This window comes from Methylobacterium sp. HMF5984 (genome assembly GCF_045033435.1).
Lineage (GTDB): Bacteria > Pseudomonadota > Alphaproteobacteria > Rhizobiales > Beijerinckiaceae > Methylobacterium.
This window is the reverse complement of record NZ_JBJFLN010000001.1, coordinates 3,549,744-3,573,094: the sequence shown is the minus strand read 5'-3', so window position 1 is coordinate 3,573,094 and position 23,351 is coordinate 3,549,744. Positions and strand designations below refer to the sequence as shown.

The 23,351-nt window shown below is 70.9% G+C and carries 21 protein-coding genes; 10 read left to right on the top strand and 11 right to left on the bottom strand.

Annotated elements, in window-relative coordinates:
• Positions 1-188 precede the first annotated feature (188 nt).
• From ACFZ8E_RS17275 to ACFZ8E_RS17265, 3 genes are all read left to right on the top strand, one after another.
• Positions 189-2,276, top strand: coding sequence for an NAD(+) synthase (locus ACFZ8E_RS17275; RefSeq protein WP_405043329.1), 2,088 nt, complete (start codon positions 189-191; stop codon positions 2,274-2,276).
• Positions 2,277-2,351: 75 nt separating this feature from the next.
• Positions 2,352-2,579: a hypothetical protein gene (locus ACFZ8E_RS17270; protein WP_147725599.1), complete on the top strand. Its 228-nt coding sequence runs from the start codon at positions 2,352-2,354 to the stop codon at positions 2,577-2,579.
• Between the two features lie 93 nt (positions 2,580-2,672).
• Positions 2,673-3,086 carry a PilZ domain-containing protein gene (locus ACFZ8E_RS17265; RefSeq protein ID WP_147843922.1) on the top strand — a complete coding sequence of 138 codons (414 nt, stop codon included), beginning with the start codon at positions 2,673-2,675 and terminating at the stop codon, positions 3,084-3,086.
• Positions 3,087-3,090: 4 nt separating this feature from the next.
• On the opposite strand, the gene ACFZ8E_RS17260 is transcribed toward ACFZ8E_RS17265, so the two are convergent.
• Positions 3,091-3,522 carry an HIT family protein gene (locus ACFZ8E_RS17260; RefSeq protein ID WP_405044404.1) on the bottom strand — a complete coding sequence of 144 codons (432 nt, stop codon included), beginning with the start codon at positions 3,520-3,522 and terminating at the stop codon, positions 3,091-3,093.
• A gap of 149 nt (positions 3,523-3,671) precedes the next feature.
• Here ACFZ8E_RS17260 and ACFZ8E_RS17255 point away from each other — a divergent pair, with 149 nt between their 5' ends.
• Entirely contained in the window at positions 3,672-4,655 is a 984-nt protein-coding gene (locus ACFZ8E_RS17255) for a cation diffusion facilitator family transporter (protein WP_147843920.1), read from the top strand.
• 26 nt (positions 4,656-4,681) lie between these two features.
• Here the strand turns inward: ACFZ8E_RS17255 and ACFZ8E_RS17250 are convergent, their stop codons facing one another.
• The 4 genes from ACFZ8E_RS17250 to ACFZ8E_RS17235 form a co-directional block, all read right to left on the bottom strand.
• The gene (locus tag ACFZ8E_RS17250) at positions 4,682-5,539 is read right to left on the bottom strand and encodes an SDR family NAD(P)-dependent oxidoreductase (protein ID WP_405044403.1); all 858 of its coding nucleotides are present in this window, start codon (positions 5,537-5,539) and stop codon (positions 4,682-4,684) included.
• A gap of 40 nt (positions 5,540-5,579) precedes the next feature.
• Positions 5,580-5,759 carry a DUF1328 domain-containing protein gene (locus ACFZ8E_RS17245; protein ID WP_147752961.1) on the bottom strand — a complete coding sequence of 60 codons (180 nt, stop codon included), beginning with the start codon at positions 5,757-5,759 and terminating at the stop codon, positions 5,580-5,582.
• Between the two features lie 101 nt (positions 5,760-5,860).
• Positions 5,861-7,204 carry a chloride channel protein gene (locus tag ACFZ8E_RS17240; protein WP_147859935.1) on the bottom strand — a complete coding sequence of 448 codons (1,344 nt, stop codon included), beginning with the start codon at positions 7,202-7,204 and terminating at the stop codon, positions 5,861-5,863.
• A 219-nt stretch (positions 7,205-7,423) separates the two neighbouring features.
• Complete coding sequence (locus ACFZ8E_RS17235; protein WP_147725605.1) at positions 7,424-8,812, bottom strand: deoxyribodipyrimidine photo-lyase; 1,389 nt, start codon at positions 8,810-8,812, stop codon at positions 7,424-7,426.
• A gap of 596 nt (positions 8,813-9,408) precedes the next feature.
• Here ACFZ8E_RS17235 and ACFZ8E_RS17230 point away from each other — a divergent pair.
• Entirely contained in the window at positions 9,409-10,530 is a 1,122-nt protein-coding gene (locus ACFZ8E_RS17230; protein WP_405043328.1) for a hypothetical protein, read from the top strand.
• Positions 10,531-10,626: 96 nt separating this feature from the next.
• Positions 10,627-11,010, top strand: a complete 384-nt coding sequence (locus ACFZ8E_RS17225; protein WP_405044402.1) for a response regulator — start codon at positions 10,627-10,629, stop codon at positions 11,008-11,010.
• Between the two features lie 18 nt (positions 11,011-11,028).
• On the opposite strand, the gene ACFZ8E_RS17220 is transcribed toward ACFZ8E_RS17225, so the two are convergent.
• From ACFZ8E_RS17220 to ACFZ8E_RS17205, 4 genes are all read right to left on the bottom strand, one after another.
• Positions 11,029-11,775 carry a sensor histidine kinase gene (locus ACFZ8E_RS17220; protein WP_405043327.1) on the bottom strand — a complete coding sequence of 249 codons (747 nt, stop codon included), beginning with the start codon at positions 11,773-11,775 and terminating at the stop codon, positions 11,029-11,031.
• Positions 11,776-11,853: 78 nt separating this feature from the next.
• Entirely contained in the window at positions 11,854-12,591 is a 738-nt protein-coding gene (locus ACFZ8E_RS17215; protein ID WP_147725607.1) for a Crp/Fnr family transcriptional regulator, read from the bottom strand.
• 82 nt (positions 12,592-12,673) lie between these two features.
• Positions 12,674-15,832 carry a CheR family methyltransferase gene (locus tag ACFZ8E_RS17210; protein WP_405043326.1) on the bottom strand — a complete coding sequence of 1,053 codons (3,159 nt, stop codon included), beginning with the start codon at positions 15,830-15,832 and terminating at the stop codon, positions 12,674-12,676.
• A gap of 117 nt (positions 15,833-15,949) precedes the next feature.
• Positions 15,950-17,062, bottom strand: coding sequence for a TRAP transporter substrate-binding protein (locus tag ACFZ8E_RS17205; RefSeq protein WP_243931690.1), 1,113 nt, complete (start codon positions 17,060-17,062; stop codon positions 15,950-15,952).
• A gap of 95 nt (positions 17,063-17,157) precedes the next feature.
• Between ACFZ8E_RS17205 and ACFZ8E_RS17200 the strand changes: the two genes are divergently transcribed.
• The gene (locus ACFZ8E_RS17200) at positions 17,158-17,730 is read left to right on the top strand and encodes a tyrosine phosphatase family protein (protein ID WP_405043325.1); all 573 of its coding nucleotides are present in this window, start codon (positions 17,158-17,160) and stop codon (positions 17,728-17,730) included.
• Positions 17,731-17,739: 9 nt separating this feature from the next.
• Here the strand turns inward: ACFZ8E_RS17200 and ACFZ8E_RS17195 are convergent, their stop codons facing one another.
• Together ACFZ8E_RS17195 and ACFZ8E_RS17190 are read right to left on the bottom strand one after the other, a co-directional pair.
• Entirely contained in the window at positions 17,740-18,885 is a 1,146-nt protein-coding gene (locus ACFZ8E_RS17195; protein WP_243931686.1) for a branched-chain amino acid ABC transporter substrate-binding protein, read from the bottom strand.
• A gap of 158 nt (positions 18,886-19,043) precedes the next feature.
• Positions 19,044-20,210: a polysaccharide biosynthesis/export family protein gene (locus tag ACFZ8E_RS17190; RefSeq protein WP_147725611.1), complete on the bottom strand. Its 1,167-nt coding sequence runs from the start codon at positions 20,208-20,210 to the stop codon at positions 19,044-19,046.
• Positions 20,211-20,480: 270 nt separating this feature from the next.
• Here ACFZ8E_RS17190 and ACFZ8E_RS17185 point away from each other — a divergent pair, with 270 nt between their 5' ends.
• The 3 genes from ACFZ8E_RS17185 (at position 20,481) to ACFZ8E_RS17175 (ending at position 23,218) form a co-directional block, all read left to right on the top strand.
• A complete protein-coding gene (locus tag ACFZ8E_RS17185; RefSeq protein ID WP_405043323.1) occupies positions 20,481-21,770 on the top strand; it encodes an alpha/beta hydrolase in 1,290 nt (429 codons plus the stop codon).
• A 147-nt stretch (positions 21,771-21,917) separates the two neighbouring features.
• Entirely contained in the window at positions 21,918-22,415 is a 498-nt protein-coding gene (locus tag ACFZ8E_RS17180; RefSeq protein WP_405044401.1) for a gluconokinase, read from the top strand.
• On the top strand, positions 22,412-23,218 hold the full coding sequence (locus ACFZ8E_RS17175; protein WP_244028096.1) for a Cof-type HAD-IIB family hydrolase: 807 nt from the start codon (positions 22,412-22,414) through the stop codon (positions 23,216-23,218). The genes ACFZ8E_RS17180 and ACFZ8E_RS17175 overlap by 4 nt, the downstream gene beginning before the upstream one ends.
• Positions 23,219-23,351: the final 133 nt, after the last annotated feature.

Here is a 23,351-nt window from a genome sequence, read left to right as displayed (position 1 = left end):
CCCGATGCGCGCATGGGTTCTCAAAAACTCGAAACACGGAAGGCCGTCCCGCCCGGAACGGTCGATCCGAGTTAGGCCGAACGTCGTTAACAGAGCCTTGAAACCGGTCCGGCGCGGGCCGCTGGAGGGGCGGGCCGCCAGGCGGTAAGGTGGCGCGGAACTCCTCCCTCGCGCGGGTCGTGACGCCCTTGGCACCCACCCAACTCCCACGGGACTTCCGGTCCCTCTACGCCCAGGGCTTCGCCCGCGTAGCCGCCTGCACCGGGCGCAGCCATCCGGGGGACCCCGAGCGCAACGCCGACGCGATCCTGGCGCTGGCGCAAGACTGTCACCGGCAAGGCGTCGCGGTGGCCGTGTTCCCGGAACTCGCCCTCTCGGCCTACGCCATCGAGGACCTGCTTCTGCAGGCGACGCTGCTCGATGCGGTCGAGGCGGCGGCGGAACGGCTGATCGCCGCCTCGGCGGCCCTGCGCCCCCTCCTCCTCGTTGGTGCGCCCGTGCGCTGGCGCAACCGGGTCTACAACGCGGCGCTGGCGATCCAGGGCGGCCGCCTCCTCGGCATCGTCCCGAAGATCCACCTGCCGAACTACCGGGAGTTCTACGAGAAGCGCCACTTCGCCTCCGGCGCCGGCATCGCGGCCGAGACGGTGCGCTTCGCCGGGCACGCGGTCCCGTTCGGCGCCGACCAGCTGTTCGCGGCCGAGGACGTGCCGGGCCTGATCGTCGGCGTCGAGATCTGCGAGGACCTGTGGGTGCCCGACGCGCCGGGCATGCACGCCGCGCTCGCCGGCGCCACGGTGCTGGCGAACCTCTCGGGCAGCCCGATCACCGTCGGCCGTGCGGAGTCGCGCGCCCTGCTATCGCGCGCCGCCTCGATGCGGGGCCTGTGCGCCTACGTCTACGCCGCCGCGGGGCTCGGCGAATCCACCACCGACCTGTCCTGGGACGGGCAGACCAGCATCGACGAGAACGGCGTGCGGCTGGCGGAAGGGCAGCGCTTCGCCGCCGGGCCGGTGGCGACGCTCGCCGACATCGACCTCGACCTGCTGGCCCAGGAGCGCCTGCAGGCCGGCAGCTTCGACGACAACGCGCGGCCGGGCTCCCGCCCAGCCTACCGCCGGGCGTCGTTCCGCCTCGATCCGCCGACCGGCGACCTCGGGCTGATCCGGCGGATCGAGCGGTTTCCCTTCGTGCCGGCCGATCCGGCCCGCCTCGCGCAGGATTGCTACGAGGCCTACAACATCCAGGTCGCGGGGCTGGCCCAGCGCCTCGAGGCCACCGGCACCCGCAAGGCCGTGATCGGCGTCTCGGGCGGCCTCGATTCGACCCACGCCCTCATCGTGATCGCCAAGGCGTTCGACCGGCTCGGGTATCCGCGCTCGGACATCCTGGCCTACACCCTGCCGGGCTTCGCCACCTCGGACGCGACGAAGGGGAACGCGTACGCGCTGATGCGGGCGCTCGGCACCACCGCGGCCGAGATCGACATCCGACCCGCCGCGCGCCAGATGCTCGCCGACATGGGCCACCCCTACGCTGCGGGGGAGGCGGTCTACGACGTCACCTTCGAGAACGTGCAGGCGGGCCTGCGCACCGACTACCTGTTTCGGCTGGCCAACCACGCCGGCGCGATCGTCGTCGGCACCGGCGACCTGTCGGAGCTGGCGCTCGGCTGGTGCACCTACGGCGTCGGCGACCAGATGAGCCACTACGCCGTCAACGCCGGGGTGCCCAAGACCCTGATCCAGCACCTGATCCGCTGGACGATCGCCTCGGGCCAGTTCGGCACGGAGGAGGGGCGCGTGCTCAGCGCGGTGCTCGACACCGAGATCTCGCCCGAGCTGGTGCCCGCCGAGGCCGACGCGGCGCCGCAGAGCACCGAGGCCACGATCGGCCCCTACGCGCTGCAGGACTTCACGCTGTTCTATACGCTGCGCCACGGCTTCCGGCCCTCGAAGATCGCGTTCCTGGCCCTGCATGCCTGGGGCGATGCGGCGGCCGGCGCCTGGCCGCCGGATTTTCCCGCCGACAAGCGGGTCGCCTACGGCCTGCCCGAGATCCGGCGCTGGCTCGGGGTGTTCCTGTCCCGCTTCTTCGGGTTCAGCCAGTTCAAGCGCTCGGCCTTGCCGAACGGGCCGAAGGTCTCCGCCGGGGGTGCCCTCTCCCCGCGCGGCGACTGGCGCGCGCCGTCCGACGGCTCGGCCCGGATCTGGCTCGACGAGCTGGAGCGCAACGTCCCCGAAACCGGATCGACACAAACCGGACAGAGTGTGTGATTAACCACACGGTCAAGCCGGATCGTCGGGTAAGACGGATCCGGCCAGAGGGGTCGGCTGAGCGGAGATTCTCCGATGCAGAGCTACAACCTGTTTCGCCTGAAGAGCGTCGAGGGTCTGTGCTGCGCCGTTCCCGAGTCCAGCCGCGTCCCGAGCTTCCTCGGCGGCGGCCGCTGGACCTTCGGGGGCAAGCTCGACGAGAGCTCGGGTCTCCCCCTCGATTTCGACGGCCGCGCCGCGCAGACCGGGGTCCGCTTCAACGGCTTCTACCTGTTCCAGACCGTAGACCGGCGCTTTTTATAGGTGAGCCGGGCGGAGTCGGCGATCGCGGCGAGCATTCCTTAAGGGGCGCCGTGGGACGGTTGAGCCTGAATTTTCGGTCCTGAGGCTCGTTTCATGTCGTCGGAGAATCGCAACGAGGTCCGGCAGAGGGTGTTCCTCAAGGGACGCATCCTGTTCAACAACGGCTCCTCGAGCATGGATTGCCTCGTGCGGGACTTCTCCTCGACGGGTGCGCGTCTCGTGCTCAGCGAGACCGCGACGCTGCCGGAGATGTTCGACCTCTTCATCCCGCAGAAGGAGCGGACCTACCGCTCGGCGATGCGCTGGCGGCGCGCCGACGGCGTCGGGATCACCTTCGCGGTCGAGACGCCCAAGGCCGCGCCGGCGGTGCCCGCCGCCGAACCCGCAGCGGACGAGACCTCCATCGCCTTCCTGCTCCGCCGCGTGAGCGAGCTCGAGGCCGAGAATGCGGCCCTGCGCCGGCTCCTGACCGGGGTGGCGCCGACCGGTGCCGCGACCGCCGCCTGAGGCCTCAGCCCTTCAGGGCGTCGCGGATCCGCTCGGCGTGGTCCGCGAGCACGGCCGGATCGGCCATCCCGCCCTCGTGGCGCTGGAGCGGCACGCCCTCGAAGCGGGGCACGACGTGGACGTGGAGGTGGAACACCGTCTGCCCCCCGGCCGCCTCGTTGAACTGGAACACCGTCAGCCCGTCCGCCTTGAACGCCGCCTTCACCGCCCGTGCGACCGTCTGCACGCTGGCGGCGAGCGCGGCGAGCGAAGCGGGCTCGGCGTCGATCAGCCCGCGCGCGGGCGCCTTCGGGATCACCAGGGTGTGGCCGGGTCCCTGGGGCATCACGTCCATGAAGGCCAAAGTGTCGGCGTCCTCGTAGACCCGGTGCGCCGGAATCTCGCCGCGCAGGATCTTCGCGAAGATGTTGTCGGCGTCGTAGGTCGTATCCGGCATGCAGGCACCCGTGGTTGCAGCCTCCAGGATGCACCGGCCCGCCTCCGGCGTCCACGCCGCCGGAACTCCCCGGCGGTCCATGCGCTTGTGGTCGGATCGCTGCGGCCCAGCTGCGATCCGACCCGGCGATCGGACAGGACCCCACACGCATGGCACATGAGAGCACCGGCGCCATCTACACCGCCGCCGGCGCCAACCTCGCCATCGCCGTGGCGAAGTTCGTCGGCGCCTTCCTCACCGGCTCAACCGCCATGCTGGCCGAGGGCGCGCATTCGGTGGTGGACACCGCCAACCAGATCCTGCTGCTCGTCGGCCTGAAGCGCGCAAAGAAGCCGGCGGATGCCAAGCACCCGTTCGGCTACGGCCGCGAGGTGTACTTCTACGCCTTCATCGTTGCGCTGCTGATCTTTCTCGGCGGCGGCATCTTCGCGATCTACGAGGGCGCCCACAAGATCCGGCACCCCGAGCCGGCGGCCGACGCGAGCCTGTTCGGCTACCCGCTGCCGGGGTTCTGGGTGAACGTCGCCATCCTCGGCTTCTCGGTCGCGGCGGAGGGCTATTCCTGCTTCGTCGCGATGCGCGCGTTCTGGGCCGAGAAGGGCGACCGCTCGCCGCTCAGCGCGATCCGGCGGAGCAAGGACCCGGCGCTGTTCACCATCCTGGTCGAGGACGTCGCCGCCCTGATCGGCCTGGTCATCGCGTTGACCGGCGTGGTGCTGGCGCACGTGCTCGACAGGCCGGCCCTCGACGGATGGTCGTCGGTCGGCATCGGCCTCGTGCTGGTCGGGATGGCGATCTTCCTGATGATCGAGACCCACGGGCTGCTGATCGGCGAGGCCGCCGACCCCGAGGTCGTCGCGGCGATCCAGGAGGTGGTCGGCGCGGAAGCGGGGGTGAACACCGTCAACGAGGTGCTGACCCAGCACATGGGCCCGTCCGACATCCTGGTGAACGTCAGCCTCGACATGGCCGACGACCTCAGCGCGGGCGAGGTCGAACGGGTCTCGGCGCGCCTCGACCGCGACCTGAAGGCCCGCGTCCCGAACGTGACCCGCGTGTTCATCGAGGCGCAGGCGCGCGCGGCATCCGTACCCGCGATGGGCAGGGTCGCCGCCGAGGCGACGGGCGGCTGACGGTGCGGGAAAAGGTCGGGTGCGCCCTACCGGGGCGCGTGCCCGATCTGCTGCAGGCTCAGCACCCAGGTCCGCTCCTGCACGCGCTCGTCGCGGCTGTGGCGCGACGACCCCGTCTCGCGGCTGCGCGCGAAGTAGCGGCCGCTCACGCCCTCGACCGCCGGCGCGGTCGCCACGTGCAGCGTCGTCGTCGCGCCCTCGGCGGGCTTGGTGAGGAACGGCCGGATCAGGTTCCAGGCGAAGCCGAACGCGCCCCCGGTGTTCTTGGCGAAGCCGGTATCGATCACCCCCGGATGCAGGGCGTTCACCGTGACGGGCGTGCCGGCGAGGCGGCGGGCCAGCGCGTAGGTGAACAGCACGTTGCCGAGCTTGGCCTGCGCATACGCCCGCATCGGGCCGTAGGAACGTTCGGCCTGGAGATCGTCGAAGGCGATGCGGCCGCGGGTGTGGGCGGCCGAGGCCACGTTGACGATCCGCGACGCGGCCCCTGCCCGGCCGGAAGCTTTCAGCAGGTCGAGGAGCTCGAGGGTGAGCAGCACGTAGCCGAGATGATCGAGGGCCCAGGTGCGCTCCAACCCGTCGACGGTGACGAGGCGACGGTCGAAGATCGCGCCGGCGTTGTTCACCAGCACGTCGAGGCGCGGGTAGGCGGCACGGACTTCGCCCGCCAGACGCCGGATCTCGGCCTGCGACGAGAGGTCGGCGACGAAGGTGTCGACCGCCCCCCCGGGCACCGCGGCAGAAATCGCGCGCGCCGAGGCGGAGACCTTCCCCGCGTCCCGGCCGACGATGCCGACCCGGGCGCCGGCCTTCGCCAGCCCCAGGGCGGCCTCGTAGCCGATCCCTGAGGTGGCGCCGGTGACGAGGCAGGTGCGCCCGTTCAGGACGGCGCCCGGCCGCGTATCCGAGGCCACCGTCCGGGCCTCAGAACACCGCCTGCCCGACGGCGAAGGCGATGACCACGATGACGATGGCGATGACCAGGAAGATGCCGAACAGGATGCGGGCGAGCGATCCGGCGCCCGAGGCGATCCCGGTGAAGCCGAGGCCGCCGGCGATCACCGAGACGACGAAGCAGATGAGGGCCCATTTGAGAAGGGTCATGCCGAACACTCCGGAACGAACCGGCGAACGGCCGGCAGGGAAGGCGACCGATCAATGCGGGCCAAGCTCAACCGTTCCCGCCCGCGCGCGCGTTCGATCCGTTATTTCTCGCCCTCGATTCGCGTCTCGTCCTTCGCCGGCTCGGCGCGCGCGAGCATGATCTCGGCGAGCGTGTGGTACAGCCCGGTGCGGCAGACCGTCTTCGAGGCGGCGTCGGCCAGCACCGCCGCGATCATCAGCGGGATCATCATCGCGTGGTCCTGGGTCATCTCGGTGACGATGACGAAGGCGGTGATCGGCGCCTGCAGCACGCCGGCCAGGTAGGCGACCATGCCGGTGAGCACCAGCGCGCCGATCGGCACGCCCGGGAAGACGTCCTGCAGCATGCCCCCGAGGCCGGCCCCGACCGCGAGCGAGGGCGCGAACAGGCCGCCGGGGATCCCGCTGATCGCCGACAGGGCGGTGGCGCAGAACTTCAACGGCGCGAAGTCGAGCCGCGCCGCGGAATCGCCGTGCAGCAGCGCCTTCGCCTCCTCGTAGCCGGTTCCGTAGACCGACCCGCCCGAGGCGAGCCCGGCGAGCGCGACGCCGAGGCCGCAGAGACCCGCGAAGGCGATCGGATGCCGGGCGATCCAGCGGCCTGCGCGGCCCGGCAGCCCGCGCGCGAACAGGATGACGAGGCGGCTGAACACGCCGCCGGCGAAGCCGCCCGCCGCTCCGAGGACGACGACGACGAGCCAGCCCTTGCCGAGCGGCAGCGTCACGTCGCTGGTCCCGAAATAGGTGTAGTTGCCGACGAGCCAGAGCGAGGTGAGGCCGGCCGCGACGATGCCGGCGACGATCAGGCCGGACGAGCGCGGCTCGTAGGCGCGGCCGAGCTCCTCGATCCCGAAGACGATGCCGGCCAGCGGCGTGTTGAAGGCGGCCGCGACGCCGGCCGCACCGCCGGCGAGGATCAGGCCGGGCAGCCGGTCCGGCGTCAGGCGCCCGACCGCGGCCATGATCGCCGCGCCGACCTGCACCGTCGGCCCCTCGCGGCCCGAGGAGGCGCCGCAGGCGAGCCCCAGCGTCATCACCACGATCTTGCCGAAGGCGACGCGGAGCGAGATCAGCCGGTGGCGAAAGCCCGGATCGCGGGTGTGGCGCGCCGCGATCACCTGCGGGATGCCGGAGCCCTGCGAGTTCGGGAACACCGTTCGCGCCAGCAGGGCGGCGAGCGCGAAGCCGGCGGGCGTCACGACGAGCGCCGCCAGCGGCGATACGCCGACGAGCGCCTTGAAGCCGACCTGCGCCGCGTCGGCGCATCGCGCCATCAGGACGGCGGCGAGGCCGACGCAGATGCCGCCGACCAGGAACAGCAGCCGTCCGCGCCAGAGCGGATAGGCCCCGATCGAGGCGCTGCGCAGGCGCGCGATCGACGCGCGGGTGCGGAAACGGGGCGGCATGGCGCGAGAACTCGACACGGACGGGGCACGCTCGCCTCGGCAAGCCGACCGGAGCCGGGTTGCGTCAGCCCCCGTGGCTTAAAGCATTTTCGAACGCGGTGAATGGCGGCTCGCGTGAGAAAAATGCGACTTCACGACAAGGAAGAGCATGTTCCCCGATCCGGTGATCTTGGAACATGCTCCCGCGAGGAGCTTGCTATGCCCCGAGGGGCAGGGGGGCTATTTCTCCGCCGCGCAGAGCGTCTCGACGGTCTTCACGTAGGACTTGGCATCGAACTTCTTGAGCGAGTTCTCGCTCTGATAGCGCACGGTGCCGAACACCTTGCGGCGTGCCCACGGGCGGTCGTGCAGGCCGTAGACCCAGGCGACGTTGGTGAACGAGTTCGCATCGCGCCCGTCGAGGAAGTAGCGGTTGTTGATCCGCAGCGTCCGCTCGAAGCCGACCTTCGGCGAGGGCGACCATTCGAGGATCTTCTTGCCCCAGTACATGCGCAGCTGGTTGTGCATGTAGCCGGTCTCGCGCATCTCGGCCTGAGCGGCGTTCCAGTAGCGGTCGTGGGTCTCGCCGGCCGCGAGCTGCGCTTCGGTGTAGCGGTAGGGCCGCGGATCGTCCGCGTGCTCGGCCAGCGTCTTCTGCGCCCAGTCCGGCACCGCCTTGGCGTAGTCGTCGTAGCCGTCGGTGTAGAACACGTGGTTGGAGGCGAGCTCGCGCCGGACGATCAGCTCCTCGAGATACGCCCCGCGGTCGTCGCCGTCGCCGTCCTTGGCTGCGCGCACGGCGAGCGCGATCTCCACCGGCGAGATCTGGCCGAAATGCAGGTAGGGGCTCATGTGCGAGGCGGCCGCCGCCTCGGGCCGGTTGCGGCCGTTGCCGTAGCCGGACAGCCCGTCCGCCAGGAACGCCTTCAGGCGCTTGCGGGCCTGGGTCTCGCCGCCGACGAAGCGCTTCACCGGTGCGATCTCGGTGTCGAGGCTCATGCCGGCCAGGACCTTCATCGGGTCGGACACGTCGATCTCGCTGGCGAGCTTCAGGCCGTCGGCCCCGTGCGCGACCTTGCGGGCCGAGAGCGGCTCAAGGAAGTCGTCCCAGAGCTTGTGCAGCTTGGGCCGAAGCGTGCGGGCGGCGAACTCGTGCTTGGAGGAGGCGACCTCGACCGGCACCACGACGTCGCCCTCGACCTGGACGACGCGGGCCTCGACCGCCTTCGCGATCTCGCCGTACCAGCGCTTCTGGATCGCGAGGTAGCCGCGATCGAGCACGAGGAGCGCCGCGTCGCGGGCGAGGTCGATGGCGATCTCGGCGGGCGAGGCCTTGCGCATCACGAAGCCGACGCCGCGCTTTTCGAGCCCAGACTTCGCATCGGCGAGCCCCTGCAGCAGGAAGGCGTAGTGCCGGGCGTTGGCCTCGGGGAACCCGCTGGCGCCGTCGAGGAGCCCGAAGCAGGCCACCACCGGCAGACCGAGACGGTTGCCCTCCTCGATCGCGAATTCGAGCGCCGGATTGTGATGCGCCCGGTTCGCCTGCTGCAGCAGGTAGAGCACGTAGGTTCCGCCCTGCCGCGGTGCGGCATCGTTGAGGACCCGGAAGCGCTTTTCGTGAATCGCCATGTCGTCGCGTCGTCCCCGCCGGCTCGCATCGCGGAACCGTGTCGGCTCAGCTAGAGCGTGGAGCGCGATCGTCCCGCTGCGCGCGAGACGCGATCGCAAGCGGTCCCGCCCGCTTCGATGCTCCGGCGGGAATGCTCAAAACTTGTGTCTTGTCAGAGACTTGCCGATAATCGACCGGCGGCAGCCCGGCCATCGAAGGCCGAAAAATGGCTGCGCGCGCCTGCGACATTTTCAACACATGCCGCGATCGACCCGAGCCGGCCGGCGAGAAACGACAGGATCACTGACCGAAACCCCTTGCATTTCCGATCGGGAGGATCAGGTTGTGCAGCGCGGGACGGCGATGGCGTCGCGGTCCTGTTGCCCTTCTTGGGCGTTTCCTCCCTAGACTTCGGGCCGCTCCTTCGGGAGTGGCCTTTTTTCTTGGGCGTGGTCGTCCCGCGGGCGCGATCGTCGCGAGGCGCTGCGCCCGACGGTTGTGGTGGATCTGTCACCCGTCGCGCCGCGCCGACACCCCCGCCCCCTGGCCTCCCGCCGAGACCCGCCGCAGACTGCGCCCGCAGGCGCCGGAAGTGCGCCGCCGGGAGGGGATCCACATGCGCAAGCTCGGCGAGACGCTGGCGGTCGGGCTGTTCTGGGCCGCGACGGCGGTCGGTCCGTGCGGTGCCGTTGAGGTGCCGACCTTCGAGGTCGACCCGGCCTGGCCGAAGCCGCTGCCGAACGACTGGATCATGGGGCAGGCGGCCGGCGTCGCGGTCGATGCCCAGGACCATGTCTGGGTGGTCCAGCGCCCGCGCACGCTCACCGACGACGAGAAGGCGGCGAGCCTCGATCCGCCGCGGACCAAGTGCTGCAAGCCGGCGCCCCCGGTCCTCGAGTTCGACCAGGCCGGCACGGTGCTGCGCTCCTGGGGCGGGCCGGGGCAGGGCTACGACTGGCCCGAGAACGAGCACGGCATCCAGGTCGATCCGAAGGGCTTCGTCTGGATCGCCGGCAACGGCGCGAACGACGGGCAGCTGCTCAAGTTCACCGCCGACGGGCGGTTCGTGATGCAGATCGGCAAGTCCGGGCCGCAGACCGACAGCCGCGACACCAGCCGGCTCGGCAAGCCCGCCAACGTCGACTTCGACGCGGCCGCCAACGAGGTCTACGTCGCCGACGGCTACTACAACCACCGCATCATCGTGTTCGATTCCGAAACCGGGGCGTTCAAGCGCATGTGGGGCGCCTACGGCCGGCCGCCGACCGACGACAAGCTGCCGCCCTACGATCCCGCCGCCGCCCCGTCGCAGCAATTCGCCAACCCGGTCCACTGCGTGAAGATCGCACGCGACGGGCTCGTCTACGTCTGCGACCGGACCAACGACCGCATCCAGGTCTTCAGGAAGGACGGCAGCTTCGTGAAGGAGATGTTCGTCGAGACCAACACCCGCGCCAACGGCTCGGTCTGGGAACTCGCCCTGTGGCCCGATGCCGACGAGAGCTTCCTCCTCAACGCCGACGGGGCGAACAACGAGGTCCGCACCCTGTCGCGCGCCACCGGGGAGACCCTCGGCGCCTTCGGCCGCAACGGGCGCGGCGCCGGGCAATTCCACTGGGTCCACAACCTTGCCGTCGACTCGCGCGGGAACGTGTTCACGACGGAGGTCGACACCGGCAAGCGCGCGCAGAAATTCCTCGCCTCCGGCACCTTCGTGCTGCGCAAGCGCACGCCCTGACCGCCGGACGCGCCCGCCGCGCGTTCACGGCCGCTTTCTCGCGCGGATCCGTGCGATACTGTCGCCGGATACGAGGCTGGAAGAACCGTGAGCACGATGGACCCCTTCGGCCACCGAACCGTGCCGGCTCCGCTGGCCAAGCGCCGCGTCCTGCTCGTCGAGGACGACGACTTCATCGTCTCCGACCTGGCGCGCAGCTTCGAGGCGGGGGGCGCCGAGGTGGTCGGGCCGGCCGCCACCGTCGCCGACGGCCTGACGCTGCTCGCCGAGACGCGCCACCTCGATGCCACCGTTCTCGACATCAACCTGCAGGGCGAGATGGTCTTTCCGCTGACCGACGCGCTGGCGGCACGCGGCATCCCCTTTGTCTTCGCGACCGGCTACGACCGGGAGATGGTGCCGCCGCGCTACGCCGACGTCGCCCATTGCGAGAAGCCGGTGGAACCGGGCGCGATCGCCCACGCGCTGTTCGGGGCCTGACCGTCCGATCCAAACAACCTACGCGTCGAGCCCGTCCTCGTCCGCCGACGGGTCGGGCACGATGCCGATCCTCGGCACCAGAGCGAAGCGGATCGTGCAGCGCAGGCCGCCGGGAGCGTAGGCCAGAGTCGTCTCCGCGCCGAACTCGTAGCACAGCGTGTGCTCCAGCATCTCGGTGCCGAAGCCGCAGCGCGCGGGCTCGGCCGGCAGGTCGTGCAGCCCGGTCTCGGTCCAGGTGAGCGACAGGATCGGAGCCGCCGCGCCGGGCTCCAGGCGCCAGGCGACGGCGATGCGGCCGTCGGGGATCGTCAGCGCCCCGTATTCCATCGCGTTGTTGGCGAGCTCGTGGGCGGCGAGCGCGAACACCTCGGCGGCGCGGGGCGCCAGCAGAACCTTCGGCCCGTCGATCTCGACCTGCTCGCCCTCGCGGGCGAGGAGGGCCAGCAGCTCGTCGGCGAGGATCGAGTGCAGGTCGATGCCGCAGGACGCAGCGGTGATCCCCGCGCTCTGCACGCGGGCGATCGCCCCGAGGCGGCCGTCGAGGCGCATCAGGCACTCCTCGACGCTGCGATCGGTGTCCGCCGAGCGTCGGATGATCGCGCGGATCATCGCCAGGGTGTTGCGGGTCCGATGGAGGACCGCGACTATCGCCGGTGCGGTCGAGGTCGCCGGCGGCGACCCGAGGTCGAGCCCGGCCGCGCCGAGGTGCCGACGCAGGGCTGCGTTCTCGGCCTCGAGCGCGGCGATCCGACCGTCGATGGTCATCGGGCCCCGGTCCCTGCGAAGCGGTCGCTTCGTTCCGGGGCAGCTTGGCAGGTCTCGGCGTCCGGTGCGAGGCCGACCTCAGTTCGCATCGAGATGCGCGCCCTCGTGATCGAGGTGGAGGTATCCGGGGTCGAACAGGGCGAGCGCCATCAGCGCCGGCAGGTCGTGGATCGTCACGCGTCGGCCCTTCCAGGTGATCTGGCCCGCGCCGCGCAGCTCCTGGAGGGTTCGGTTCACGTGGACGCTCGACAGGCCGAGGGTGTCGGCAAGGTCGGCCTGCGTCACCGGCAGGTCGTAGGCCGTCCCCTCGGTGAGGCCGACCGCGCGCAGGCGCAGATACAATTCGCAGAGCAGGTGGGCAAGGCGCTCGACGGCCGAGCGCTGCCCGAGGCTGACGGTCCATTCCCTTTGAACGGCGGCGTTGTGCAGCATCTCCCACCACAGCGTCTCGGCGATGCGGGGCGAGGCCGCCGTCATGCCCTCGATGGTCTCCTGCGTGATCCGGGCCAGTGTCACCGGCGTCAGGGAAGCGACGGCGTGATCCATGCGGCGCAGGGTGAAGATGTGCGGGTCGCAGAGGTCGCCCGGCAGGAAGAACGCGATGATCTGCCGGCGCCCGTCCTGCAGCTGCTTGTAGCGGCAGGCCCAGCCTTCCAGGACGAGGTTGACGGCCCGCGGCTCGTCGCCCTCGTTGATGATGTCCTCGCGCGCGCCGAGCCGGCGGAGGTTCTGGGCGGTCGCGTCGGAGAGCGCCTTCCGATCCGCCAGGGAGAAGCGGGTGAAGTTCTCCAGCTTCCGAATGAAGGGATTGGTCATGCCGTCTCGAACCTGGCCGCCGCGCAGGCCGCGCCGGTCACGCCGCCTGACGGATACAGGTGTAACCTCTTGACGCTACAACTCATAGGGGCATCTCGATGCGGCAACGGACACCGTCCGTCCCGAGCTCGAATCGGGCCTGGGCGCGAAGGCTGTAGCTCAGGGCCTTCTCGATCAGGTCGCGCCCGAAGCCGCGGCGCTCCGGAGCGGCCGGCATGACGACGCCGCTCTCGATCCAGTCGAGGACGAGCAGCCGCCCGCCGGCGGGACTCGCGCCCAAGGTCCATCCGATCGCCAAGCGCGCCTCGGCCTGCGCCAGGGCACCGTGCTTGACCGCGTTGGTGGCCAGCTCATGCAGCGCGAGGGCGAAGGTCTGGACGTGCTCGAAGTCGAAGGCGACGGACGGCCCCGAGACGGTGATCCGGTCGTTCTCCTCGCCGCCATGCGCATGCAGCTCGAGCCGCACCAGCTCGGCGAGGTCGACCGCACCGCTGTCGGAGCGGCCGAACAGGCCCTGCACCCGGCCGAGCGCCTTCAGCCGCTCGGCATAGCCCTCGACCGCCGGCCCGGTCCCGAGGGTCTGGCGAGCGATCGACTGGACCACCGCCAGGAGGTTGCGCGTCCGGTGCTGCAGCTCCGCGACCAGGACGCGCTGGCTCATCTCGGCGCGGGCGAGCACGGTGACGTCCATGAAGCTGACGACGACGCCCTCGATCCGGTTCTCGCCGTTCCGGTAGGGCGCGAGCCGCACCAGGAAGCGTGCGGCGTCCTTGCCACGGTCGATCTGCCGCTCGATCGTGTCGCTGCCCCGCATGATCGCGGCGACGTCCTCGGCGAGGTTCGGCAGCGTCAGCCGGCCGGCGAAATCGGTGATCGGGCGGCCGCGGTCGCTCGGCAGGATGTTGAAGATCTCCGTCACCGCCGGGGTGTAGCTGCGGATCACCAGCTTCGCGTCTAGGAACACCGTCGCGATGTCGGTGCTGGCGAAGAGGTTGTGCAGGTCGGTGTTGGCGCGGTCCAGCGCCTCGACCTTGCCGTTCAGCTCGGCGTTGACCGTGTAGAGCTCCTCGTTGACCGATTGCAGCTCCTCCTTCGAAGCCTCCAGCTCCTCGTTGGTCGATTGCAGCTCCTCGTTGACCGAGACCAGCTCCTCGTTGGAGGATTTCAGCTCCTCCAGCGCGGTCTCGTACTCCTCGATCAGCGATTGCAGGCGCTCGCGGGTCTCGCGCAGCTCGCGCTCGAGCTGGAGCGCGACCTCGTCCTGGGCCGAGACCGAGCGCTTCTGCGCCGCCTCGCGGCTGATCGACGGCCCCTCGTCGCTGAACAGCACCAGGAACAGCGGTTCCTCGGAGCGCTGCGCCACCAGGGGCTCGACGGTCACGGTGACGATCTGCACGCGGCCGTCGTCGCCCTCCACGACGAGTCCCTCGCGCACCGCCTGAGCGTTGGTGTCGACCGCCTCGCGGAACGCCGCCCGGAGCTCGAGCCTGAGGCCCTTGCGCGCCATCGTCAGGAGCTGGCGGGTGGGAAGGCCCGGCGCCGCCTCGAGGTACTTGCCGGTCCGGTTCGAGTAGTAGACCACGTCGCCCTGGCGGTTGACGGCGACGTGGGGCGGCGAGAACCGCTCGAGAACCTGCACCTCGACCGAATGGCGAAGCGCCAGGCTGCTGCTGCCCGACTGACGCGGCCGCAGATCTCCGATCTGGGACATCGCGCGCAATCCGCTGAGGGCGAGCGGAACGCGCGGCTCCGTCGCGTGGTCGGCGCGGCTGCGGAAGATGCGGTGCTTCTTGTCGATCGGCGCGAACAGGTCGGCGAACTGGCTCAGGTTCTCCGACATGCCGAGGAAGAGGAAACCGCCGGGCTTCAGCGCGTAGTGGAAGGTCGGCAGCACCTGGTTCTGGATGCTGAGCCCGAAATAGATCAGCAGGTTCCGGCACGAGACCATGTCGAGCCGCGAGAACGGCGGGTCGCGGATGACGCTGTGGGGCGAGAAGATGCACAGGTCGCGCACCGGCTTGGTCAGCACGAAGCTCGCCCCGTCCCGAACGAAGAAGCGGCGGCGGCGCTCGGGCGAGACGCCGTCGAGCAGCTGCTCCGGATAGCGGCCGGTCCGCGCGACGCCGAGGGCGTGCTCGTCGATGTCGGTGGCGAAGATCTGCACGCGGCAGACCGCGCTCAGCGTCTCCATGTGCTCCAGCATCAGGATCGCGAGCGAGAACACCTCCTCGCCGGTGGCGCAGCCCGGCACCCAGACCCGGACGGTCTGGTCGGCGCCGCGGCCCTCGAAGAGCTTCGGGATGACGCTCTCGCTCAGGACGGCGAAGGCGTCGGCGTCGCGGAAGAACGTGGTCACGTTGATCAGGAGGTCGCGGAACAGGGCCGAGACCTCGGCCGGATCCCGGCGGAGCCGCTCGACGTAGGCGGCGACGGCCTCGACCTGGAGGATCTGCATCCGGCGCTGGACCCGGCGCAGGAAGCTCTTGGTCTTGTAGCCGCCGAAATCGTGCCCGACCTGGGCGCGCAGGATCGCGTAGATCTCGCCGCGCAGCTCGTCGGGAGACCGGCCGGCCTCGTCGGGACCGCCGCCGGTCAGGATCGCATCGGTCATCGACAGGCTTCGGCGATAGGCGACGAGCTTGTCGCCCATCTCGTGGGAGGGAACGCCGAAATCGACGTACCCGGTCGCGATCGCGCTGGAGGGCATCTCCGGGTGCTGCGGCCCGTCGCCGTTGGCGACCTGGGCCAGCGTGATGCCGCCATGCTCCTTGATCGCCTTGATGCCGAGCGTCCCGTCCGAATCGCCCCCCGACAGGATGACGCCGCCGGAATGCTCGCCCTGGTCGGCCGCCAGGGCGCTGAGGAAGATGTCGACCGGGTGCCGCTCGCGCTGGTCGGCGCCCTGGCGCTGCACGACGAGGATCCCGTTGCGGATGCCGACGACGGCATCGGCCGGCAGGACGTAGACGTGGTTCTCCGCGACCGCGTGGCCGTCGGCGGCCACCTCGACCGGCAGATCCGTGAACCGCGAGACGATCTCGTGGAGGACGCTCTCGCGCCACGGGCTCAGATGCGTCACGATGACGATCCCGAGCCCCGGTAGGCTCGGCATGCCGCGGAAGAAGCCCTCCAGCGCCTCGATCCCGCCGGCGGAGGCCCCGACGCCGACGATCAGGCAACGCCCGGAGCGCTCCGGCACGTCGTCGAAGGTCTCGGGAACGAGATCGTCATCGGGCATCATCGAACGCTGTTCCGCGACAGTTTCGGCGCGATCCCGCGACGGCTTGGGACTTGCAGCCGCGGGCAAACCTCCGAGGATCGCGATCTTGCCACGAAAACCGAAACTGCGGCACCGCGCTTATCCGCGCGCCCGCGCTCGTATCATGAAATTGTCGTAGGTATACTCCGCCACCTGAAACCAGAGATATTCCTCGTTGCGGAAGGTCTTCATCGCTTCGTAGATGCGGCGGAAGTCCGGGTTCTTGCCCGCAATCTCGGCGTAGACGTCGTTGGCGGCCTTCAGCGCTGCCTCCATCACGTCCTGCGGGAACGGGCGGAGCTGCGCCCCGGTCGCCACCAGCCGGCGGAGCGCACCCGGGTTGCGGGCGTCGTACTTGGCCTGGACGTCCGCGGCGACCTCGGCCGAGGCCGCCTGGAGGATTGCCCGGTAGGGCTTGGGCAGCGCCTTCCACGTCTCGGCATTGAGCCAGAAGTGCAGCATGGCGCCGCCCTCCCAGAATCCGGGATAATGGTAGATCGGCGCGGCCTTCTGCAGGCCGAGGCGCTCGTCGTCGTAGGGGCCGATCCACTCGGCGGCGTCGAGGCGCTTGGCCTCGAGCGCGGCCGCGATCTCCGGCCCCGGGACCGCCTGCGGCACGGCGCCGAGCTTGGCCAGGACCTGCGCCCCGAGGCCGCCGATGCGAATCTTCAGGCCCTGGAGGTCGGCAACCGTCTTGATCTCGCGCCGGAACCAGCCGCCCATCTGGGCGCCGGTGTTGCCCCCCGGCAGGCTCGCCAGGCCGTTCTTCGCGAGCAGGTCGGCGAACAGGTCGTTGGCGCCGCCGGCGAGCCACCACGCGTTCTGGCCGCGGGCGTTGAGGCCGAAGGGCAGCGCGGTCGCGAGCGCGAGCGTCGGATCCTTGCCGGCCGCGACGGTGGCCGGCCCGTGACCCATCTCGACGGTTCCAGCCGCGACCGCATCGAGAAGCCCGTCGGCCGGCACCGGCTCGCTGGGACCCGTCACCTGGATCGCGAAGCGGCCGTCGGACGCCTCGCCGACGATGCGGGCGAGCGTCTCCGACGCGCCGAACAGGATGTCGAGGTTCTTCGGGAAGGCCGAGGCGAGCCGCCAACGGACCTCGGGACCGCCCTGGGCCGGGGTGGCGGCAAGTGCTGGGGAAGCAAGAGCGGGGGAGGCGAGGGCGGCTCCGAACCCAGCGGTGAGGAGCGCACGTCGCTTCACGGTCGTCATGGCACCTCCCTCGGCATCGGCTGCGATCCCGCGGCCCCTAGCACGTCCGGTGCGGGTCTCGAAACCGTCGACGTGCCGTGCTAGGCCCCGCCGTCGTGACACCCGCCTCCATCACCCTCCACACCGTCTGCGGACTGGAAGAGCTCGCGCGCCACGGCGACCGCGGCGTCAACCGCGTGCTGTCGCTGCTGGATCCGGGCACGCCGGAGCCGGCGGACTTCGCCGCCTACGGCCCCCATCGGCGCACGACCCTGCACTTCCACGACTGCCTCGGACCGGGCGAGGGGCTGGTCCCGCCGGAGCCCGAGCACGTCGCCGCGATCCTGGCCTTCGGGCGCGACCGCGAGGCGGGACCTGCCGCGCATCTCCTCGTCCACTGCCATTACGGCCTGTCGCGCTCGACCGCGGCGCTGCTGATCCTGATGAGCGACGCCGAGCCGGAGGCCGACGCCGAGGTGCTGGTCCGGCGCCTGCACGCGATCCGCGAGCCGGCCTGGCCGAACGCGCGGATGATCGGCTTCGCGGACACGATGCTCGACCGCCGGGGCACGCTCGACGCGGCGGTGCGGCGCCTGCACAAGCTTCAGCTCGGCGTACGCCCGCACCTCGCCGAATTGCTGCGCGGCCTCGGCCGCGGGCCCGAGGTCGACGCCGCCGAGGCCGCCTGAGCGGACGGGCTACTTCGGCGCGGGGGTGAAGACGCCGTCCTTCCAGACGTAGAGCACGTAGCCCTGGGCGGTGACGTCGCCCTTTCCGTCGAAGCCGACGGTCCCGAGCACGAGGTCGAAGCGCTCGGCGTGCAGCGTCGCGGCGATGCGCCTGGGGTCCTGCGTGTGGGCGAAGTTGGCTGCCGCGACCAGCGCCTGCAGCGCGGCATAGCCGTAGATCGTCGAGCCCGTCGGGTCGCCGCCCTCGGCCTTGAACGCCTTCACCACCTCGGCCGCCGCCGGCTGGCGGCTCGGGTCGAGGTAGAAGGTCATCAGCACGCCGTTGCTCGCCCCGCCGGCGATCTTGGCGAAATCCGACGTGGCGATCGCGGAGGTGCCGAACCATTGCGGCCGGAAGCCGCGCTCGGCCGAGATCCGCACGAGCCGGCCCATCTCGGCGGCGTCGCCGCCGTAATAGGCGACCTCGATGCCGGCCGCCTTCAGCCGGTCGGCCAAGGCCGCGTCGTCGGCATCGCTCGGCGAGAAGGCGGAGAGCAGCGCCTCGTTGATGCCGATGCGGTTGAGGTTGTCCTTGGTCGCCGTGGCGAGCGCGCGCGCGGCCGGCGTCAGGTCCTGGAGCAGGGCGATCTTGCGGTCGCGGAAGCGCTCGGCCAGCACGATCGCCGAGAGGCGCGCCTGGTCGTCGTCGCGGCCGCAGACGCGGAAGATCGTCGGCAGACCGCGATCGGTCAGCCTCGCCGAGACCGAGGCCGCGGTGATCATCGCGACGCCGTTCTGGCTGTAGATCTCCGAGGCCGCAAGCGAGGCGTTCGAGCACACGTGGCCGACGACGAGGCCCACGTCGGACCGCACGAAGTGGTTGGCGACCGCCGTGGCGGTGTTGGAATCGCAGGCGTCGTCCTGCACGTCGAGGCGGATGGCCTGCCCGTCGAGGCCGCCCTTCGCGTTGGCGTCGCGGGCCGCCGCCTCGACGCCGCGCAGCACCTGCTCGCCGACCGAGACGTAGGCGCCCGAGCGCGGGACCGCGACGCCGACCACCACGTCGGCGCAGGCGGGAAACACGCTCAGCACCGCCAGCGCGAGGCCGGCACGGAGGCTGCGGATGCGGGACTGGGCCAGGGTCGGGTCGAACCGGGAAGCGCGTCCGATCGTCATCAGGCCCCTTCTCGGCATCGACGCACCTCCGGCACCGCAGCGGACCAAACACCGAGCCGCGTCCCGGACGGCCGCCTGTTTCCGGGAAAACCCGCGATCGGGCAAGTCGGCCGGCGACGCATCGCGGACGGAGGCACCGCGTCGGGCGGGGAAAACGCCTACCGTGAGTAGGCGTAGACGGAGGCTGCGGATGCGACGGGGCCTGCGACGGTGGAGAAGACGCTGACGACCTTGGAGACTTCGGTGAAGGGGGCGTTGGAGACGTAGACGAGGTCGCGGTTTCGCATGCGGAAGGCCTGGGAGGTGAACAGGCTGTTGGGGTCGCGCATGTCGATGCGGTAGACCACCGGGACCACGGGGGTGGTCAGAAGCGGCGAGGCCGGGTTGAGGCGGCGGACGACGGCGGCCGGCTCGAAGCGGAACACGAAGGTGCCGGCCGGGTCGGCCTGGAAGTCGGACAGGCCGCGGGCCTTGGCCAAGGCCTGGGCAAGCGTGATGCCCTCGGCCGAGAACGGCAGCTCGGTGGCGTTGCCGAGCGCGCCGACCGCCAGGAAGGTCTGGGGGTCGCGCACCAGGGTGAGCACGTCGTTGGGGCGCAGGTAGATGTTCTCGCGCGGGTTGGCCACCAGGGTCGTCATCGGCACGGTGGTGGTGCGGTCCCCGCGCGAGAGGCGCACGAAGGTCTCGGAGACGGGCGAGCGCACGCCGCCGGCGGAGGCCACGACGTCGAGGAGGCGGTCGCCGCCGGTCGACAGCGGCAGGCGGGCGCCGGCCACCGCCTCGCCGGTGACGGTGACGGCCTGGGAGATCGGCTTGGTGACCGAGACCAGCACCTGCGGCTGGATCGCCTTGCCGGCGAGCTCGTTCTCGATCAGCGTCTGGACGTCCTGGGTGCGGCGTCCGGCGACGTGGATGCGCCCGGCATACGGCACCGAGATCGCGCCGTCGCGGCCGACGGCCTGCTCGGGGATCAGCGCCGACTTCGAGCCGGCGGAGAAGCGGTCGGCGACGAGCGGGCCGGAGAACAGGCCGCCCGACCCGGCCTCCCAGACCGAGACCGAGACGTAGTCGCCCACGCCGATCACCGGCTCGATCGAGGGGCGCTTGTCGCCGAAGGAGGCCAGCAGGCTGTCGAGCGGGCGCCCGCGCAGGGCCTCGATCACCGCCGGGGTCACGTCCACCAGCTCGTAGCGCGCCAGCAGCCCCTCCGGCGTCGACAGCTCCGCCCCCGCCTCCACGGCACGCGCCGTCGGACCCGAAGCCGGAAGAACCGAGCAGCCCGACACCGCGAGCGCAGTGAGCAGGAGCAGAGGAAGAACGCGCATCCAGGATCGCCTGATCGTTTTCGAGGCTTCGACGCCTAGCCGAACGGAAGCCCCCTGTCCGTAGCGGGGCGGACACACTGAGCCGCGCAGGCCCGGATCGAGGGTGATGATCCCCGCTGCACACACGAAGCCGTCGCGATCCGATGGTCGGAGGGCAGGGGATGCCGCCCGCCGGAAGCGCGATCTGGTTTTCGCACAAATGAAGCTCTATGGGATGGCAATCGAGCCGCCCCGCGATACATCGCACGACTTGGAAAACCTTCGTCGCTCATGAGGCTGCCCCTCTCCTACACACCGCCGGACTTGCAGGCCGAGCGGCCCGGCACGGTGCGCCGACGGCACGTGTTCTTCATTCCCGGCTACGACCCGGAGGCGCGGACCCGCTATCGCCTCCTGTTCGTGCGCGAGCTCCTCCGGCACGCGAAGCGGTTCGGCGATCCCCGGCCCGACATCTCCCCGGCGGTCCTCAGCCCGGACGGCCTCGTCCAGAGCTGGACGGTCGGTCCGGGCCGGGATCCGGGGCGTGCGGCGACGTCCTACGACGTGCTGCTCTGGGACGACCTCGTCGCGCGGGATTTCCGCCGGCCGCGGGTCCTGAGCGTCCTGCTGCTGGTCGTCGGCACGGTGCATGCCCTGCTGCGCGGGCTGATCTTCCGGTTCTACCGGCTCAACTGGCTTTACGGGAACGTCGTCATCTACCCGTTCGTCATGGTCGTGCTGCTCACGGCCCTGTCCGCGGCGATCGGGACGATGGTGCACGCCCATCTCGGCGACTGGTTCGGGCACAGCCTCGGCTGGCCGCCCTGGGTGACCCTCCCCCTCGCCGTCGTCGCCGGGATCGCCTGGATCGTCGCGATCGAGGCGTTGCTCAACCGGTTCTTCTTCTGGCAGCTGCTGAACGACTGGGTGTTCAACTGGCAGCACGGAAACGGCTGGCGGCGCGACTACGCGGAGCGGCTCGAGGTGTTCGCCGATCGCGTCCTGGCGCAGATCGCCGAGGCCGAGGCCCGCGGCGAGCGTCCGGACGAGGTGATGATCGTCGGCCATTCCACCGGCGGCCTCACGGCCGCGGAGGTCGCCGCCCGGATCCTGGCCCGCGCCCCGAAGCTCGGGGCGGACGACATGGCCCTCGCCCTGGTCACGCTCGGGTCCGGCCTGCCCCTCGTCGCCGCGCAGCCCTTCGCCGATCACGTCCGCGCCGAGGTCGCCACGCTCATCGCCTCGCGCCGGATCGTCTGGCTCGACGTGCAGGCGCCGCAGGACTGGATGAACTTCCCCGGCTTCAACCCAGTGCTCGACCTCGACCTGCCGCTCGCCGGCGGCCCGATCGCCAACCCGCTGGTGCGCTCCGCGCAGGTGCGCGACATCCTCACGCCGGAGACCTACGCCAAGGTCTGCCGGAAGCCGTTCCGGATGCATTTCCAGTTCCTGATGTCGAACGAGCGGCCCGGCCCGTACGACTATTTCCGGATGGTGCTGGGGCCGCAATTCCTCCGCGACCGGGCGGTCCGCCCGATCCTCGCCGACCTTCAGCCCGGCCTTTGGAAGGGCGCCGGCTGAGACGCGGCCGTTCCCCCCTCGGGCGGGCGGCGTGCTATCCGTCCGCTGCGATCCCGCCGCCGAACCCGAACCCGGAGCCGCAGCCCCGTGAGCCCGTCCCGATCGAACGACCAGGCGGGGCGGCCCGCCGCGCAGGTGCTCGTGGTGATGGGGGTCTCGGGCTCGGGCAAGAGCACGGTGGCCGCGCTGGTCGCCGAGCGGCTCGGCTGGATCTTCGTCGACGGCGACAGCTTCCACACGCCCGAGCACGTCGCCAAGATGCATGCCGGGCTCGCCCTCGACGACGCGGACCGGGCGCCCTGGCTCGCCTCGATTGCGGTCTGGATCCGGCACCGGCTGGAGCGGGGCGAATCCGGCGTGATCGTGTGCTCGGCCCTGCGCCGCGCCTATCGCGAGGTGCTCACCGGCGGCTCGCGGCAGGTGCGGATCGTCTACCTCGACGGCAGCCGGGCGCTCATCGCCGGCCGGCTCGCCGGTCGTCACGGGCATTTCATGGCGCCGGCGCTCCTCGACAGCCAGTTCGCGATCCTCGAACCGCCGACCGCCGACGAGCACCCGATCGTCGTCGGGATCGACGATCCCCCCGAGACGGTCGCGGAGCGGGTCGTCGCGCAGATCCACGGAACCGGAAGCGAATCCGCATGAGCGCACGGCGCATCGACCTCGTGATTTCGGACGTCGACGGCACCCTCGTCGGCACCGACAAGAGCCTGAGCCCGGGGACGATCGCGGCGGTGGCGCGCCTGCACGCCGCCGGCATCGGCTTCACCGTGGCGTCCGCCCGCCCGCCGGTCGGCCTGCGCGGCCTCGTCGAGACCCTGGCGCTCCGCCTGCCGATGGGCGCCTTCAACGGCGCGACGGTGGTCGGCCCGGACCTCGCCGTGATCGAGGAGCGGCTGATCCCGGAGGCCACCGCCCGGGATGCGGTCGACCGGCTCGTCGCCGCGAAACTCGACGTCTGGGTCTTCGCCGACGGCTCGTGGAGCCTGCGCGACCCGGCGGGGGCCTATACGGACCTCGAGCGCCGGACCCTCGATGCCGAGCCGAACGTGGTCGCCGACCTTTCCCCCCTGCTGGGCCGCGCCTCCAAGCTCGTCGGCGTCAGCCGGGACCACGCGCACCTGGCCGCCTGCGAGGCCGAGATCGGCGGTGCCCTGGAGGGCCGCGCGGTCGTGCACCGCTCCCAGGCCTACTACCTCGACGTGACGCCGCCCGGCATCGACAAGGGCGGCTTCGTGGACTGGATGGCCCGGCATCTCGACATCGCGCGCGACCGCATCGCCACCTTCGGCGATGCCGGCAACGACGGGGCGATGTTCGCGCGCAGCGGGGTTTCGGTGGCGATGGGCAACGCCGAGGAGGCGGTGAAGGCGGCGGCCACCGACCTCACCGACACCAACGATGCCGACGGCTTCGCCGAGGCGGTCGATCGGCTGATCCTGCCCTGACGCCCAGAGGGCGACGTCTGTGGCATGCCGGGCACAGGCCGGCGTCCCCGGTCTCGTCGCCCACCGGCGACCGCATCCGAGCCGCTTTCCGGCCTCATTTGACCCCGACCTAGCTTGACCAGAACAAGCGGGA

Coding starts and splice junctions, on each gene's coding strand:
- ACFZ8E_RS17270 (WP_147725599.1), top strand. CDS start 2,352: ATGCAGAGCTACAACCTGTTTCGCCTGAAGAGCGTCGAGGGTCTGTGC.
- ACFZ8E_RS17265 (WP_147843922.1), top strand. CDS start 2,673: ATGTCGTCGGAGAATCGCAACGAGGTCCGGCAGAGGGTGTTCCTCAAG.
- ACFZ8E_RS17260 (WP_405044404.1), bottom strand. CDS start 3,522: ATGCCGGATACGACCTACGACGCCGACAACATCTTCGCGAAGATCCTG.
- ACFZ8E_RS17255 (WP_147843920.1), top strand. CDS start 3,672: ATGGCACATGAGAGCACCGGCGCCATCTACACCGCCGCCGGCGCCAAC.
- ACFZ8E_RS17245 (WP_147752961.1), bottom strand. CDS start 5,759: ATGACCCTTCTCAAATGGGCCCTCATCTGCTTCGTCGTCTCGGTGATC.
- ACFZ8E_RS17240 (WP_147859935.1), bottom strand. CDS start 7,204: ATGCCGCCCCGTTTCCGCACCCGCGCGTCGATCGCGCGCCTGCGCAGC.
- ACFZ8E_RS17235 (WP_147725605.1), bottom strand. CDS start 8,812: ATGGCGATTCACGAAAAGCGCTTCCGGGTCCTCAACGATGCCGCACCG.
- ACFZ8E_RS17230 (WP_405043328.1), top strand. CDS start 9,409: ATGCGCAAGCTCGGCGAGACGCTGGCGGTCGGGCTGTTCTGGGCCGCG.
- ACFZ8E_RS17225 (WP_405044402.1), top strand. CDS start 10,627: ATGGACCCCTTCGGCCACCGAACCGTGCCGGCTCCGCTGGCCAAGCGC.
- ACFZ8E_RS17220 (WP_405043327.1), bottom strand. CDS start 11,775: ATGACCATCGACGGTCGGATCGCCGCGCTCGAGGCCGAGAACGCAGCC.
- ACFZ8E_RS17215 (WP_147725607.1), bottom strand. CDS start 12,591: ATGACCAATCCCTTCATTCGGAAGCTGGAGAACTTCACCCGCTTCTCC.
- ACFZ8E_RS17210 (WP_405043326.1), bottom strand. CDS start 15,832: ATGATGCCCGATGACGATCTCGTTCCCGAGACCTTCGACGACGTGCCG.
- ACFZ8E_RS17205 (WP_243931690.1), bottom strand. CDS start 17,062: ATGACGACCGTGAAGCGACGTGCGCTCCTCACCGCTGGGTTCGGAGCC.
- ACFZ8E_RS17195 (WP_243931686.1), bottom strand. CDS start 18,885: ATGACGATCGGACGCGCTTCCCGGTTCGACCCGACCCTGGCCCAGTCC.
- ACFZ8E_RS17190 (WP_147725611.1), bottom strand. CDS start 20,210: ATGCGCGTTCTTCCTCTGCTCCTGCTCACTGCGCTCGCGGTGTCGGGC.
- ACFZ8E_RS17185 (WP_405043323.1), top strand. CDS start 20,481: ATGAGGCTGCCCCTCTCCTACACACCGCCGGACTTGCAGGCCGAGCGG.
- ACFZ8E_RS17180 (WP_405044401.1), top strand. CDS start 21,918: ATGGGGGTCTCGGGCTCGGGCAAGAGCACGGTGGCCGCGCTGGTCGCC.
- ACFZ8E_RS17175 (WP_244028096.1), top strand. CDS start 22,412: ATGAGCGCACGGCGCATCGACCTCGTGATTTCGGACGTCGACGGCACC.